The organism is Streptomyces sp. NPDC048171, from assembly GCF_043202655.1.
Taxonomy (GTDB): Bacteria; Actinomycetota; Actinomycetes; order Streptomycetales; family Streptomycetaceae; genus Streptomyces.
On the sequence record NZ_JBIDAU010000005.1, the window covers coordinates 46,153 to 59,651 of the forward strand.

Genomic DNA, 13,499 nt, shown 5'->3' on the forward strand with positions numbered 1-13,499 from the left:
ATTGCCGTGGTGGCCGAATAGTACGTGAAGGGTGAAGAAACGATGGGGCAGGGGCGGGGTTGGGAGGGCGCGGTCCTCAAGCTGATGCGCGCGAAGGACTTCGAGTTCACGGTGACGGACGCGGAGGACGTGACCCCGGAGTTCCGGCGGCTGCGGCTGACCGACGGCGGCATGCTGGCGGCGACCGGGGTGCATCCGACGATGTGGGTGCGGCTGTGGTTCGAGAACGCGGGCAAGCCGCACCAGCGGGGCTACACGCTGGTCGACCCGGACGCGGCGGCCGGCACCTTCAGCATGGAGTTCGCCCTGCACGAGGGGTGCGCGAGCGACTGGGCCCGGGCGGCGAAGCCGGGGGACACCATCGAGGCGACGGTCCAGGGAACCGGGTTCGACTTTCCGGAGCCCGCTCCCTCGCGCGTGTTCGCGGTCGCGGATCCGGCCTCGCTGCCCGCCCTGAACTCGCTGCTCGACGCGCTGGGGCCGGTGCCGGCGACGATCTGGTTCGAGGGGGACGCGGACGACGGACTGCCCTTCCGTACGGATCCCGGACGGCACGAGGTGCGCGCGGTGCCGCGCCGGGACGCGGGGGCGCATCTGGTGGCCCGGGTGAAGGAGGAGCTGCCGGAGCTGGTGCGGGGTGCCGGGGGCGATCCGTACGTCTGGATCGCGTGCGACACGGCGACCACGCGGGCGCTGGCCTCGTACGCCCGTAAGGAGCTGGGGCTCGCCAAGCAGCGGGTGAACGCGCTGGGGTACTGGCGCGCGTCCTGAGCCGGTACGCGCGATCATCGGGGCATGGACGTCACACTGCACCTCGCCCAGGACCCCGAGGCCGACGAACTTCTCGGCCGCAGCCCCCTCGCCGCGCTCGTCGGCATGCTGCTCGACCAGCAAGTGCCGATGGAGTGGGCGTTCAAGGGGCCGTCGACCATCGCGCGGCGCATGGGGGCCGAGGACCTGGACGCGCACGACATCGCGGCGTACGACCCCGAGGGGTTCGCGGCGCTGCTCTCCGACAAGCCGGCCGTGCACCGGTACCCGGGGTCGATGGCGGGGCGCATTCAGCAGCTGTGCCGGTACCTCGTGGAGACGTACGACGGTGACGCCGAGGGGGTGTGGCGGGGCGTCGAGACGGGGGCGGAGCTGCTGAAGCGGCTCCAGGAGCTGCCGGGGTTCGGCAAGCAGAAGGCGCAGATCTTCCTGGCCCTGCTGGGCAAGCAGCTGGGCGTACGGCCCGAGGGGTGGCGGGAGGCGGCCGGCGCGTACGGGGAGGCGGACGCGTTCCGCTCCGTCGCGGACATCACGGGGCCGGAGTCGCTGACGAAGGTGCGGGCGCACAAGCAGGAGATGAAGGCGGCGGCCAGGGCGAAGGCCTCCGGCAAGTAGGGGCGGGGTGCCTGCGGCGGCCTGGGGCTGCTTCGGCGGGGGTGCGCGAGCGCGGTGCGTCGCGTTGTGGGTCGCGTTGTGGGTCGTTGTGGGTCGGGGTCGCGGCGTCGCGGCTCTCCCGCGTAGCCGCGGGCAGCCGTGCCTCCCCCAGTGTTTGAACGGCCTGGGAGGTGCCCCCGGGGCGGCGTGCGGACGTCGGGCAGGTAGCCGTGTCAGTCCCGTGGACCGTCTCAAGTGGCGGGAGTGGCGGGGGCGTTTCCAGCATGGAGCATGACCGAGCCACCGAGTGGGCCTCCCGGAGGGACGCCGTACGACGACCGCGGGGTGCACGCGCGGCACGGTGGGCGCGGCACCGGCGGCGGTCGGTCCGAGCCTGAGCCCGCGTTCGAGGGGCCCCTGCAGCTGCTCTCCCGCGCCGCATGGCGGACCGTGCTGTTCACCGGCATCGCCTCACTGGTCCTCGGGGTGCTCGTCCTCGTGTGGCCCGGCGCCTCGCTGCTCGCCGCCGGCGTGCTCTTCGGGCTCTACCTCCTCGCCAGCGGCATCCTCCAGCTGGCCGCCGCCTTCGGCACGCACCGGACGACCTCGCTGCGGGTGCTGGCGTTCATCAGCGGCGCCGTGTCGATCCTGCTGGGGCTGTTCTGCTTCCGCGGGCCCCTCCAGTCCGTGCTGCTGCTCGCGCTGTGGATCGGCATCGGCTGGCTGTTCCGCGGTGTCACCCAGATCGTGGCCGCCGTGCACGACCCGGCGATGCCCGCGCGCGGCTGGCACGTCTTCCTCGGTGTCGTCACCGTGGCGGCCGGTGCCGTCCTGATCGTCTCGCCGGTCGAGTCGGCCTCCGTCCTCATGCTGGTCGGCGGCTGGTGGCTGGTCGTTGTCGGCCTCGTCGAGACCGTCACCTCGCTGCGGCTGCGCGGGCGCGCGCGTCAGGCCCCGCACGAGCTGTGAACGGCGCCCGTGCGTACTCCGAGCGAGCGGTTCTCATACCCGGCGCGATGGACCGCGCACGCCGGGCGGGGACACGAGTGACGTGAGTCCCGCACCGCACGCCGCCACCGCACGCGCCGGGCGCGCCGCCTGGCTGCGGGTGCTCGTGCTGCTGCTCGCCCTGGTCGTGCCCTGCGCGCACGCCACGGCCGAGGCAGTCCCCACCGCGACGGTGACCGCCGGGGCGGTGGGGGAGTACGACCAGGTCGACAGCGCGCTGCGCGCCCCCGTGCGCGGTGAGCGGCGGGCCGGGCCGCAGCGGCCCGCGGTCCGGCGGGCGGCACACCGTGCGCGCTTCGCACCCTCTGTTCCCGCCGTGCCCGCGTCCCGCGCGCGCGGGACGCGCTCCGTGGTTCTGCGCTGCTGACGGGACCGGGCTCCAGCAGCACGGAATCCCGTACACGGAGACAGGAGCAGTCATGCCCAACGACCCCTACGCCGTCCTGCGCGCCCTCCTGCGCGCCGAGGCCGCCCGCAGCACCCCCAAGTCCGGCCACGCGCCGCAGGCTCCGACCGAACGGCCGCTCCCCACGCGGGAAGGGAGCCGCGGCTGAGGCGACGGACCGGGCGGCGGAGGCGGGTTCGGGACCGCCTCCGCCGCCGGCGGCGCGTCCGCCTTCCCGATTGATCCCCTTTACGGCGTCATTTCCAGCGCCGCACTAGGGCGCCATGGCTGCGCCCGCAACGTCCGGGCCGGTAGGCTTTCCGTGTGATCTTCAAGCGCATCGGAAACGGCCGGCCGTACCCCGACCACGGCCGGGAAAGCACCCGGCAGTGGGCGGACGTCGCTCCGCGTCCGGTCCGCCTCGATCAGCTCGTGACGACCAAGGGCCAGCTCGATCTGGAAACCCTCCTCGCCGAGGACTCGACCTTCTACGGCGACCTCTTCGCGCACGTCGTGAAGTGGCAGGGCGATCTGTATCTGGAGGACGGTCTGCACCGCGCTGTGCGCGCCGCGCTCCAGCAGCGGCAGGTGCTGCACGCGCGGGTTCTCGAACTCGACTGACCCTTTCGGGTTGCCTTGCGGCGAACCACGGAACGTCTACTGATCATCTAATAGGCATCGCCGTCCCGGCGCATTACGCTGCGCCCATGAGCATGCTGACTCCTCCCGGCATGGGTGGCCAGTACAAGATCACGGGGGACAAGTACCCCCGGATGCGCCCGGCCCGGCGACGCGGCAGGCTCGCGTTCCTCGGCGTCGCGTGCGTCACCGTCCTCGGCGTGCTCGGCTGGGGCACGCTCCAGCTCGTGGACGTCTTCACCGGCGGCGACAAGGCCTCGGCGGCCGGTGCCGCGGGGTGTGTCACCGCGTCCGCGAGGACGAGCGCCGCGCCCGCCGCGGCCAAGCTGCCGAAGCCCGGTCAGGTCACCGTCAACGTCCTCAACGCGACGACCCGCGGCGGGCTCGCGCAGAAGACCGCCGACGAGCTGAAGAAGCGCGGCTTCCGCATCGGCGACGTGAGCAACGCGCCCAAGGAGTACGACAAGAAGGTCGACGGCACGGGCCTCCTGCTCGGCCCGGCCGCCTCCTTGAAGAGTTCGCTCACCGTGCTCGGCACCCAGTTGGCCGGTGCCGAACCCCGCGTCGACGCGGCCCGCAAGGGCGCCGAGGTCGACCTGATCATCGGCAACGCCTTCAAGGGGCTGGCGAAGCCGGCGGACGCCGACGCGGCGCTGACCCGGCTGAGCGCGCCGCAGCCGAAGCCCACCGCGGAGAAGAAGAGCTGCTGAGCGGCCCTGCGGGCGGCCGCTGAGCGGCCTTGCGGGTGCTGCTCGGCCGCTCCGTCCGCTCCGTACCTGCCGGGTGCTACTCGGCCGCTCCGTACATGCGGTCGCCCGCGTCGCCGAGGCCCGGGACGATGTAGCCCTGCTCGTTCAGACGCTCGTCCACCGAGGCCGTCACCACGGTCACCGGAGTGCCGGCCAGCTCGCGCTCCATCAGCTCGACACCCTCGGGGGCGGCGAGCAGCACCACGGCCGTCACGTCGTCGGCGCCGCGCTTGATCAGCTCCCGTATCGACGCGACCAGGGTGCCGCCGGTGGCCAGCATCGGGTCCAGGACGTACACCTGGCGACCGGACAGGTCCTCCGGCATGCGGGTCGCGTAGGTGGAGGCCTCGAGCGTCTCCTCGTTGCGGATCATGCCGAGGAAGCCCACCTCCGCGGTCGGCAGCAGCCGGACCATGCCGTCGAGCATGCCGAGGCCGGCCCGCAGGATCGGCACGACCAGCGGGCGCGGGTGGGAGAGCTTGACGCCCGTGGTCTGCGAGACCGGCGTGCGGATGTCGACCTGTTCGGTGCGCACGTCGCGCGTGGCCTCGTAGGCGAGCAGGGTGACCAGCTCGTCGGCGAGGCGGCGGAAGGTCGCGGAGTCGGTGCGCTGGTCGCGCAGCGTGGTGAGCTTGTGGGCGACCAGGGGGTGGTCGACGACGTGGAGACGCATGTCCCCCACAGTAACCGGGCCCGGTGGGGCCGTCGTCCCCGCGGCGGGCAAGCCGCCGGACCGCCTCGCCACTCATTCGCCGGAGTCAAATCGCCCGGGCGGGGGAAGGTGGGAGGGACGGAGACTGGGTGGTGAGACTGTGCCTGACCGGAACTTCCACGACATGCCGGCCCGCGGCGAGGAGCCTGGGGCACGACGCGGTACGGAGACGGAGCGGGACCGGGGCGCCGAGCGGCGACGGCGCCGGGCCCAGTTCCTGCGGGACCTCGCGGAGGCCCGTGAGCTGCGGGACCGCGTGCAGCCGCGCCGCGTCAAGGTCGCCCGGCTGCGGCACGCGATGCGCATGCGCACCTTCCGCTGGTGACCTCCCGCCCCGGCCGGGGAAGATTCGCGCGCCGCGCCGACGTTGGTCGGAACGGACGTACGCGGGGACCCGCGAGAATCCGCGTACGATCCGCACGTGGCGGCGACAGGGCGGCTGCCCGGGGACGTACTTCCCGGGTCGCCGGGCGAAACTGCCGGACACAGGGCTCCGAAGACGTCCCCTGAGCGCCTTGTTTCTGCCACGATTCCGAGTGGGTGGGCTCGGAGCACCGCTCCCCCGCCCACAGCCTCCGCCGGGGGGACCCCCAACCGGCACGCCTATGACCAGTGGGAGAGTCACGGTGTACTTCGCCGCACTGCTCGCGCGCACCGAAGACGGGTGGGAAGCGAGCGACACGGAGCTCGACGATGTGGAGACCCTGTCGGATCTGGCCGACCTGGCCCGGGAGGCCTCACCCGACGAGGACACGGTGCTCGTGCTGATCGAGCAGGAGGACGCGTGGTTCGGAGTCGTCCGGGTGGACGGCGAGGAGGACCCGCGCATCTACGTCTCGGACGCCGCCGCGGCCGCCCGCAGCAGCTACGGCGAGATCCTGCTCACCGACGAGTTGCTCGGCCGGGACCCCGGTGACGACGACGACCTCGACGCCCTCGACCTCGACGGCACCGAGGACGGCGAGTCCGACGACGACGAGGACGGGGCCGAGGGCGCCGACGGTGCCGCCGGCGCCGGCGAGGCCGTGCCGCACGGCCCGGTCGGTGACCCGGAGGTCCTCGACGACCTCGGCGTGAGCGAGAAGGAACTGCGCTCGATGTCCGGGGACGCGGTCGGCGAGATCGCCGAGGCGCTGGGCGCCTCCGACGTACTGGAGACCGTCCGCTGACCGGACCGGAGCAGGACGACACGGACCGCGCCGTACCGCCCGACCCGGTGCGCGACCGGTGGCGGACCGCGATGCGGCTCGCCCTGGCCGAGGCCGGGCGGGCCGCGCGGGGCGGGGACGTCCCGGTCGGCGCCGTCCTGCTGGCGCCGGACGGCCGGACCGTCCTGGCGGCCGGGCACAACGAGCGCGAGGCCACCGGCGACCCGACGGCCCACGCCGAGGTGCTCGCGGTCCGGCGGGCGGCCGCGGTTTTGAGGGATTCAGCGGCGCGAAGCGCCTCAGGCAAGGGCGGTGGCCGGCGACGGGTGGGAGAGTGGCGGCTGGCCGGCTGCACGCTCGTCGTCACCCTGGAGCCGTGCACGATGTGCGCCGGCGCGCTGGTGCAGTCCCGGGTGGACCGCGTCGTCTACGGCGCGCGCGACGACAAGGCGGGCGCGGCCGGCTCCCTGTGGGACGTCGTGCGCGACCGCCGGCTCAACCACCGTCCCGAGGTGATCGAGGGCGTGCTCGCGGACGACTGCGCCCTGCTGCTCACGGACTTCTTCCGGGACCGCTGACGGCCCCGTGCCGGGCGTCCACAACCGATTTCAAACCAGGCCGCACTCTGTTGTAAGGTCTCTCTCGGTAGCGTGTCCGAGCGGCCGAAGGAGCTCGCCTCGAAAGCGAGTGTGGCGCAAGTCACCGAGGGTTCAAATCCCTCCGCTACCGCTCTTGAAGGGCCCCGTCGAAAGACGGGGCCCTTCGTGCGATCATGTTCGACCGAAAGGCGTGCGTCGAAAGGGACAGGGGAGGCCGCGGTGGCGGTGAACTCGAAGAAGATCGCCGTCTATGTGCTCGTGGTCTTCGCGCTGTACGTGATCATCACGGATCCGGCCAAGGCCGCCGACTACGTCCAGATAGGTTTCCAGGGCATCTCCGACGCGGCGAGCGCCGTCGGCGACTTCATGACCTGGGCCGCCAACGGAGGAAAGTGATGATCCGCCACCTCGTGCTGTTCAAGCTGAACGACGGCGTCGAGCGCGACGACCCGCGCGTCGTGAAGGGCGTCGAGGCCTTCCGGGCGCTCGGCGGCCGGATCGAGGAGCTGCGCTTCTGGGAGTGCGCCTGGAACATCAGCGACCGGCCCATCGCGTACGACTTCGCCATCAACTCGGCCGTGGACGACGCCGACGCCCTCACCCGCTACCTGGAACACCCTGCGCACCAGGCCGGCGTCGCGCTCTGGCGCGAGTTCGCCACCTGGGTGATCGCCGACTACGAGTTCTAGCGCCGGACGGGCTCCGGTACGGCCCTCGTACCCCGGCCCGCGCGCTCCCCGGCCCCGCACCTGCCTGGTGCGGGGCCGTTCCGCGTTCACTCAACACGGCGTTATGCGGTGCTTGCACACAGTGGACATGTCTTGTGATGCTATGACCGCTTTTGACGGATGAGTTGACGGAAGAGCTGACTGATCACGAGGTGGAGTTGACCGTGCCGGCCAGTACTGCGCCTCAAGCACCGCCCGCACCACCCACCCAGGTCTCGGCCGAGGCCCAGCCCCAGGAACCGGAGTCCCCCGCGCCGCCGCGCAGCCGGGGCGCCGACACCCGGGCCCTGACCCAGGTGCTCTTCGGTGAACTCAAGGACCTCACCCCGGGCACGCCGGAGCACGACCGGGTGCGCGCGGCGCTCATCGAGGCCAACCTCCCGCTGGTGCGCTACGCCGCCGCCCGCTTCCGCTCCCGCAACGAGCCGATGGAGGACGTCGTCCAGGTCGGCACCATCGGGCTCATCAACGCCATCGACCGCTTCGACCCGGAGCGGGGCGTGCAGTTCCCGACCTTCGCGATGCCCACCGTCGTCGGCGAGATCAAGCGGTACTTCCGCGACAACGTCCGCACGGTGCACGTACCGCGCCGGCTGCACGAGCTGTGGGTGCAGGTCAACAGCGCGACCGAGGACCTGACGACCTCCTTCGGGCGGTCCCCGACGACCGCCGAGATCGCCGAGCGGCTGCGCATCACCGAGGACGAGGTGCTGTCCTGCATCGAGGCGGGACGGTCATACCACGCCACCTCGCTGGAGGCCGCCCAGGAGGGCGACGGGCTGCCCGGGCTGCTCGACCGGCTCGGCTACGAGGACCCGGCCCTCGACGGCGTCGAACACCGCGACCTCGTACGGCACCTGCTGGTCCAGCTCCCGGAGCGCGAGCAGCGGATCCTGCTGCTGCGCTACTACAGCAACCTCACCCAGTCGCAGATCAGCGCGGAACTCGGCGTCTCCCAGATGCACGTGTCGCGGCTACTGGCGCGTAGTTTCCAGCGATTGAGGTCCGCGAACCGGATCGACGCGTAACCTCGGAACGGACTCGGGGCGCGGTCGAAAGCGCGAGCGAGACGTCACCGGGGCGAGCGAATCGCCCACCAGGTCCGTTGCTCGTCCAATCGGGCTGAAAGCCCGTCAGACCCCCTGTTTCCAGGGGGTATTCGCGTCTCGGATGTCGACATGTCACTACAGCGCGTTGCCGACATGTGACATTCTTCCGGAGACGCGTTTGCCGGAGCCCCGGCTCCGGTATTCAGGTGAAGGCTGCGTTCCCGGCGTGGGAGCGTGTGCCGCGACCGTCCCGCGACCCAAAGGGGGTGGCATGTCCGCAGACCAGGGCAGCTCGAAGGTGCTCGCGCTCGCGGAGAGCGAGACCGCGCCCGACACGATCGAGGCGCTCGGCCCCGTCGATGACGTCCAGGCCATCGAAGCCGTTCCGACCCTCGACGCCGTGCCGGCGCAGACCCTTCCGGCCACGGAGGCCATCGACACCCGCACCCTGTCCCGCTCCCTGTTCCTGCGGCTCGCCGCCCTCGACGAGGACAGTCCGGAACGCGGCTACGTCCGGGACACCCTGATCGAGCTCAATCTCCCGCTGGTGCGTTACGCCGCCGCGCGCTTCCGCTCCCGCAACGAGCCGATGGAGGACATCGTCCAGGTCGGCACCATCGGCCTGATCAAGGCGATCGACCGCTTCGACTGCGAACGGGGCGTGGAGTTCCCGACGTTCGCGATGCCGACCGTCGTCGGCGAGATCAAGCGGTTCTTCCGCGACACCTCGTGGTCGGTGCGGGTCCCGCGCCGCCTCCAGGAGCTGCGGCTGGCGCTGACGAAGGCCAGCGACGAGCTGTCCCAGAAGCTGGACCGGTCGCCGACGGTCGGTGAGCTGGCCGCCGTGCTGGGCGTGTCCGAGGAGGACGTCGTCGACGGCCTCGCGGTCGGCAACGCCTACACCGCCTCCTCGCTGGACTCCCCCGCCCCGGAGGACGACGGCGGCGAGGGCTCGCTGGCGGACCGCCTGGGCTACGAGGACACGGCACTGGAGGGCGTGGAGTACCGCGAGTCCCTCAAGCCGCTGCTGGCCAAGCTGCCGCCCCGGGAGCGCCGGATCATCATGCTGCGCTTCTTCGCCAACATGACCCAGTCGCAGATCGGCGAGGAGGTCGGCATCTCGCAGATGCACGTCTCCCGGCTCCTCACCCGCACCCTGTCGCAGCTGCGCGAGGGCCTCATCTCCGACTGACCGGAGCCCTGCGGCGCCCCGGCCAACGGCCCGGCGGCCACCGCGACACCTCGGGGGTGCCGCGGCGGCCGCCTTCGCGTGCCGGGGGGCGGTCCCGGGTGCCGGGCCTGCCGCTGCCGGGTGCGGGACAAGAGAACACCGAGCCGCCCAGCCCGGTCCGCCGGGCCACGGGCACGCCGAGCCGCCACCGGACGCCGACCGCCAGGTCGAGGCGGCGCCGAGCCGTGCCCGGGCCAAGGGGATACGGAGCCCCCGGACGCCGAGGCCACGCATGCGCCGAGTCGGCCGGGCCCCGCGCCCGTGGAGATACCTGCCCGCCCGAGGACCGAGCCCGTGTGGTCTAGCCCAGCGCCAGCCAGGCCACCGCCGCGACGACGATCACGGCGGCCACGATGCCGACGATCAGGCCGACGCGGGGACCGGAGGAGGCTGCGGGGGCCGCCTGGCGGGCCTGCGGGGCGTCGTCGACGAACGCGCGGAACATCTGGGTGCTGCCTGCGGGGTCGTTGGTGCCCTGGGGGCCCTGGTTGTTAGCCATGGGCCGAGACACTAGCGAATCCGCGGGTGCCGCCCAAGTGCGGGGCTCCCGACCGACCTTGCCCCGGCCCACAGGCCGCCACCTGCGTGTTTACTTTCGTAATACTTGCCTTTGCCAACTTTTTATGGCGCAACGACCTTTTTTGTTTGCCTGTAGCAACCAACGGAACTTATCGTTGCCCTAAGCAACGAATCGGGAGGTGCGCGCATGGCCGGGAAGGCGCAGTACGAGGAGCTGATCCGTCAGTTCAGCGCCTTCGGCGCCGTCAAGCGGGAGATGGGCCGGCTGCTGCCGGCCGACTGCCCCGGCGGCTCCGCCGCCGTGATGACACTGCTCGGCCGGCACGGGGACATGCGCATGAGCAAGCTCGCCGAGCTGCTCGCCGTGGACATGTCGGTGACCAGCCGCCATGTCGCCCATGTCGCGGACCGGGGCTGGATCGAACGCTCCCCCGACCCCGCCGACAAGCGCTCGCGCATCCTGCGCCTGACGCCCGAGGGGCAGGCCCAGCTCGACGACATCGCCGAGCGGACCACCCAGCTGCTCGCCCACCGGCTGAGCGACTGGTCCGACGACGAGGTCGGTCAGCTCTCCCGGCTCATGGCCCGCCTCAGGGCCAGCTTCGACGACTGCCGGACCCCCGCGGTCCGGCCTCCCGCACTGTCCGGGGACGAACAGTCCACCCGTACACCCGCGATCACCACGTAAGCAAAGGAAGTCCATGGCAACGACCACACCAGCCGGTGTGCGGGCTCATGCCAAGCACGGGGGAGGCTCCACCGGAGACGCTCCGATGACGCACCGGCAGATCATGGAAGCGCTGTCCGGGCTGCTGCTCGGCATGTTCTGCGCCATTCTGTCCTCGACCATCGTCACCAACGCGCTGCCCGAGATCATCGGCGACCTCGGCGGCGGCCAGAGCGCCTACACCTGGGTCGTCACCGCCTCGCTGCTGACGATGACGGCCTCGACGCCCCTGTGGGGCAAGCTCGCCGACCAGATCAGCAAGAAGGCGCTGGTCCAGACGGCCCTCGTCGTCTTCGTCATAGGCTCCGTCATCGCCGGTCTGGCGCAGAACCCGGCGATGCTGATCACCGCCCGCGCCATCCAGGGCCTCGGCGGCGGTGGTCTCTCCGCCCTGGCGCAGATCATCATGGCCGCGATGATCGCCCCGCGTGAGCGCGGTCGCTACTCCGGCTACCTCGGCGCCACCTTCGCCGTCGCCACCGTCGGCGGACCGCTGCTCGGCGGCGTCATCACCGACACCAGCTGGCTCGGCTGGCGCTGGTGCCTCTACGTCGGCGTGCCCTTCGCGATCATCGCGCTGATCGTGCTGCAGAAGACGCTGCACCTGCCGGTGAACAAGCGGAAGGTCAAGGTCGACTGGACCGGCGCCTTCTTCATCACCGCGGCCGTCTGCCTGCTGCTCGTCTGGGTCACCTTCGCCGACGACAAGTACTCCTGGGCCTCCTGGCAGACGGGTGTCATGGTCGGCGGCGCCGTCCTGCTGACCCTGATCTTCCTCTTCGTCGAGTCCAAGGCCAGCGAGCCGATCATCCCGCTGCGCCTGTTCAAGAACCGCACCATCACGCTGGCCTCGCTGGCCTCGCTGTTCGTCGGCATCGCGATGTTCGCGGGCACCGTCTACTTCAGCCAGTACTTCCAGCTGGCCCGGGACAAGTCCCCGACGATGTCCGGGCTCATGACGATCCCGATGATCGGCGGCCTGTTCGTCTCGTCCACGGTCTCCGGCATCGTCATCACCAAGACCGGCAAGTGGAAGCGCTGGCTGCTGGCCGGCGGCGTGCTGCTCACGGCGGGCCTGGGCCTGCTCAGCACCATGCGCTACGACACCCCGTACTGGCACATCGCGATCTTCATGGCGCTGATGGGTCTCGGCGTCGGCATGATGATGCAGAACCTGGTGCTCTGCACGCAGAACCAGGTGGCCCCGAGCGACCTGGGCGCGGCCTCCTCCACGGTGACCTTCTTCCGGTCCCTGGGCGGCGCGGTGGGCGTCTCGGTGCTCGGCTCCATCATGTCCAGCCGGATCAGCCACTACGCCTCCGACACCATCGGGCAGCTCAGCCCGCAGGAGCAGGCGGCGGCCGCCAAGGCCTCCGGCAGCGGCGCCATCCCCGACATGGACATGCTGCCCCACGGCATCCGCGAGTGGCTGGAGAGCGCCTACGGGCACGGCATCGCCGACATCTTCCTGTACGTCGCCCCGATCGCCCTGATCGGCTTCCTGGTGACCCTGTTCATCAAGGAGGTCCCGCTGCGCACCTCGGGCGCCCTCGCCCAGGCCGCGGAGGCCGCCGCCGAGGCCACCCCGCCCACCGCGGGCTCCCCGGCCGAGGCCACCCGGATCGCCGCCGAGCCGGTTCCGGCCGGTGCGATGGCGGCCGTGGCGGCGCCTGCCGCTCCGTCGGCCGTCTCGGACACCCAGGTCGCCGCGAGCGCGGCCACCCAGCGGCTCGGTGCCGTCGCCACGGCGACCGGCTCGGGTGAGCCGACGGCCTCCGTCGCCGGTGGCATCGCGGTCCGCGGCTTCGTCCGCGGCGCCGAGTCCGCCCCGGTCCCGCAGGCCGCCGTCACGCTGATCTCGCTGGCGGGCCGGCAGCTGGGCCGGTCGGTCGCCCAGGCCGACGGCTCCTACGTGCTGGACGCGCCGAGCGCGGGTTCGTACGTGCTGATCGCCTCCGCCGACGGCTTCCAGCCGCAGGCCTCCACCATCGTCGTCAACGACGAGCCGGTCGCCTTCGACATCCTGCTCAGCGGCACCAGCGGCCTGACCGGCCTGGTCCGGGCGCTGGAGAACGGGCTGCCGGTCAAGGACGCCATGGTGATCGTGACCGACGTGCGCGGCGATCTGCTGGCCAGCGCCGCCACCGGTGAGCAGGGCGAGTTCTCCTTCGCCGAGCTGGTGCCGGGCACGGTGACCGTCGCGGTCAACGCCGTCGGCTACCGGCCGCGCGCCCTGCCGGTCGAGGTCGGCGGCACCGGGGTCACCCGGGTCGAGGTCGACCTCCAGGCCGGAGCCCGGGTCCAGGGCGTCGTCCGGGCGCCGCACGGCCCGCTGGCCGACGCCCGCGTCACCCTGGTCGACGCGGCGGGCAACGTGGTCGGCACGGCCACCACCGGCGCGGACGGGGCGTACGCCTTCACCGACCTGGACGCCGGGGAGTACACCGTCATCGCGACCGGCTACCCGCCGGTGGCGACGGCCCTGACGGTCGCCGGCCCGGGTGCCGACGGCCACGACATCGAGCTCGCCCACCCCGGCGAGTAGCGAGTCCCCGGCCCGTGGTGGCGTGCGCGCTCTGAGCGGAGGTGCGCCCGCCCACCACGGGCCGGCTTCTTTACGACCACTTTCTGAGCCTTTGC

At 71.9% G+C, this 13,499-nt stretch carries 18 protein-coding genes and 1 tRNA gene; 17 read left to right on the top strand and 2 right to left on the bottom strand.

Features of this window, described 5'->3' with window-relative positions:
- Positions 1-42: 42 nt before the first annotated feature.
- The 7 genes from ACGF3J_RS14770 (at position 43) to ACGF3J_RS14800 (ending at position 4,107) form a co-directional block, all read left to right on the top strand.
- Positions 43-771, top strand: a complete 729-nt coding sequence (locus ACGF3J_RS14770; RefSeq protein ID WP_161327774.1) for a siderophore-interacting protein — start codon at positions 43-45, stop codon at positions 769-771.
- A gap of 24 nt (positions 772-795) precedes the next feature.
- Positions 796-1,386 carry an HhH-GPD-type base excision DNA repair protein gene (locus ACGF3J_RS14775; protein ID WP_161327773.1) on the top strand — a complete coding sequence of 197 codons (591 nt, stop codon included), beginning with the start codon at positions 796-798 and terminating at the stop codon, positions 1,384-1,386.
- 270 nt (positions 1,387-1,656) lie between these two features.
- A complete protein-coding gene (locus tag ACGF3J_RS14780) occupies positions 1,657-2,334 on the top strand; it encodes an HdeD family acid-resistance protein (protein ID WP_161327772.1) in 678 nt (225 codons plus the stop codon).
- A gap of 82 nt (positions 2,335-2,416) precedes the next feature.
- On the top strand, positions 2,417-2,740 hold the full coding sequence (locus ACGF3J_RS14785; protein ID WP_393854188.1) for a hypothetical protein: 324 nt from the start codon (positions 2,417-2,419) through the stop codon (positions 2,738-2,740).
- A 52-nt stretch (positions 2,741-2,792) separates the two neighbouring features.
- A complete protein-coding gene (locus ACGF3J_RS14790) occupies positions 2,793-2,927 on the top strand; it encodes a hypothetical protein (protein WP_272924136.1) in 135 nt (44 codons plus the stop codon).
- A gap of 155 nt (positions 2,928-3,082) precedes the next feature.
- Positions 3,083-3,379 (top strand): type II toxin-antitoxin system VapB family antitoxin, encoded by a 297-nt coding sequence (locus ACGF3J_RS14795; RefSeq protein WP_003999914.1) that lies wholly within the window; start codon positions 3,083-3,085, stop codon positions 3,377-3,379.
- 110 nt (positions 3,380-3,489) lie between these two features.
- Positions 3,490-4,107, top strand: coding sequence for a LytR C-terminal domain-containing protein (locus ACGF3J_RS14800; RefSeq protein WP_161329156.1), 618 nt, complete (start codon positions 3,490-3,492; stop codon positions 4,105-4,107).
- Positions 4,108-4,183: 76 nt separating this feature from the next.
- On the opposite strand, the gene upp is transcribed toward ACGF3J_RS14800, so the two are convergent.
- The gene (gene upp / locus ACGF3J_RS14805) at positions 4,184-4,819 is read right to left on the bottom strand and encodes a uracil phosphoribosyltransferase (protein ID WP_122616985.1); all 636 of its coding nucleotides are present in this window, start codon (positions 4,817-4,819) and stop codon (positions 4,184-4,186) included.
- 139 nt (positions 4,820-4,958) lie between these two features.
- On the opposite strand from upp, the gene ACGF3J_RS14810 reads away from it, so the two are divergent.
- From ACGF3J_RS14810 to ACGF3J_RS14845, 8 genes are all read left to right on the top strand, one after another.
- Positions 4,959-5,183 (top strand): DUF4461 domain-containing protein, encoded by a 225-nt coding sequence (locus tag ACGF3J_RS14810; RefSeq protein WP_161329154.1) that lies wholly within the window; start codon positions 4,959-4,961, stop codon positions 5,181-5,183.
- Between the two features lie 301 nt (positions 5,184-5,484).
- The gene (locus ACGF3J_RS14815; protein WP_122616986.1) at positions 5,485-6,027 is read left to right on the top strand and encodes a hypothetical protein; all 543 of its coding nucleotides are present in this window, start codon (positions 5,485-5,487) and stop codon (positions 6,025-6,027) included.
- A 71-nt stretch (positions 6,028-6,098) separates the two neighbouring features.
- Positions 6,099-6,584, top strand: coding sequence for a nucleoside deaminase (locus tag ACGF3J_RS14820; protein WP_161329155.1), 486 nt, complete (start codon positions 6,099-6,101; stop codon positions 6,582-6,584).
- A gap of 66 nt (positions 6,585-6,650) precedes the next feature.
- Positions 6,651-6,735: transfer RNA gene (locus ACGF3J_RS14825), tRNA-Ser, on the top strand.
- Between the two features lie 89 nt (positions 6,736-6,824).
- Positions 6,825-7,001 (top strand): hypothetical protein, encoded by a 177-nt coding sequence (locus tag ACGF3J_RS14830; protein ID WP_125493761.1) that lies wholly within the window; start codon positions 6,825-6,827, stop codon positions 6,999-7,001.
- Positions 7,001-7,294, top strand: a complete 294-nt coding sequence (locus tag ACGF3J_RS14835; RefSeq protein ID WP_161329153.1) for a Dabb family protein — start codon at positions 7,001-7,003, stop codon at positions 7,292-7,294. The genes ACGF3J_RS14830 and ACGF3J_RS14835 overlap by 1 nt, the downstream gene beginning before the upstream one ends.
- A gap of 203 nt (positions 7,295-7,497) precedes the next feature.
- A complete protein-coding gene (locus tag ACGF3J_RS14840; protein ID WP_386931694.1) occupies positions 7,498-8,361 on the top strand; it encodes an RNA polymerase sigma factor SigF in 864 nt (287 codons plus the stop codon).
- Between the two features lie 292 nt (positions 8,362-8,653).
- Positions 8,654-9,574, top strand: a complete 921-nt coding sequence (locus tag ACGF3J_RS14845) for an RNA polymerase sigma factor SigF (RefSeq protein WP_122616462.1) — start codon at positions 8,654-8,656, stop codon at positions 9,572-9,574.
- A 340-nt stretch (positions 9,575-9,914) separates the two neighbouring features.
- Here the strand turns inward: ACGF3J_RS14845 and ACGF3J_RS14850 are convergent, their stop codons facing one another.
- On the bottom strand, positions 9,915-10,112 hold the full coding sequence (locus ACGF3J_RS14850) for a hypothetical protein (protein WP_161327521.1): 198 nt from the start codon (positions 10,110-10,112) through the stop codon (positions 9,915-9,917).
- A gap of 207 nt (positions 10,113-10,319) precedes the next feature.
- On the opposite strand from ACGF3J_RS14850, the gene ACGF3J_RS14855 reads away from it, so the two are divergent.
- A complete protein-coding gene (locus ACGF3J_RS14855) occupies positions 10,320-10,820 on the top strand; it encodes a MarR family winged helix-turn-helix transcriptional regulator (protein WP_122616464.1) in 501 nt (166 codons plus the stop codon).
- Between the two features lie 13 nt (positions 10,821-10,833).
- Positions 10,834-13,404 carry an MFS transporter gene (locus ACGF3J_RS14860; protein WP_393854189.1) on the top strand — a complete coding sequence of 857 codons (2,571 nt, stop codon included), beginning with the start codon at positions 10,834-10,836 and terminating at the stop codon, positions 13,402-13,404.
- Positions 13,405-13,499 lie beyond the last annotated feature (95 nt).

Bases quoted from the DNA above. Each gene is read 5' to 3' on its own strand.
- ACGF3J_RS14770 (WP_161327774.1), top strand. From the start codon at position 43: ATGGGGCAGGGGCGGGGTTGGGAGGGCGCGGTCCTCAAGCTGATGCGC.
- ACGF3J_RS14775 (WP_161327773.1), top strand. From the start codon at position 796: ATGGACGTCACACTGCACCTCGCCCAGGACCCCGAGGCCGACGAACTT.
- ACGF3J_RS14780 (WP_161327772.1), top strand. From the start codon at position 1,657: ATGACCGAGCCACCGAGTGGGCCTCCCGGAGGGACGCCGTACGACGAC.
- ACGF3J_RS14790 (WP_272924136.1), top strand. From the start codon at position 2,793: ATGCCCAACGACCCCTACGCCGTCCTGCGCGCCCTCCTGCGCGCCGAG.
- ACGF3J_RS14800 (WP_161329156.1), top strand. From the start codon at position 3,490: ATGGGTGGCCAGTACAAGATCACGGGGGACAAGTACCCCCGGATGCGC.
- upp (WP_122616985.1), bottom strand. From the start codon at position 4,819: ATGCGTCTCCACGTCGTCGACCACCCCCTGGTCGCCCACAAGCTCACC.
- ACGF3J_RS14820 (WP_161329155.1), top strand. From the start codon at position 6,099: ATGCGGCTCGCCCTGGCCGAGGCCGGGCGGGCCGCGCGGGGCGGGGAC.
- ACGF3J_RS14835 (WP_161329153.1), top strand. From the start codon at position 7,001: ATGATCCGCCACCTCGTGCTGTTCAAGCTGAACGACGGCGTCGAGCGC.
- ACGF3J_RS14845 (WP_122616462.1), top strand. From the start codon at position 8,654: ATGTCCGCAGACCAGGGCAGCTCGAAGGTGCTCGCGCTCGCGGAGAGC.
- ACGF3J_RS14850 (WP_161327521.1), bottom strand. From the start codon at position 10,112: ATGGCTAACAACCAGGGCCCCCAGGGCACCAACGACCCCGCAGGCAGC.
- ACGF3J_RS14855 (WP_122616464.1), top strand. From the start codon at position 10,320: ATGGCCGGGAAGGCGCAGTACGAGGAGCTGATCCGTCAGTTCAGCGCC.
- ACGF3J_RS14860 (WP_393854189.1), top strand. From the start codon at position 10,834: ATGGCAACGACCACACCAGCCGGTGTGCGGGCTCATGCCAAGCACGGG.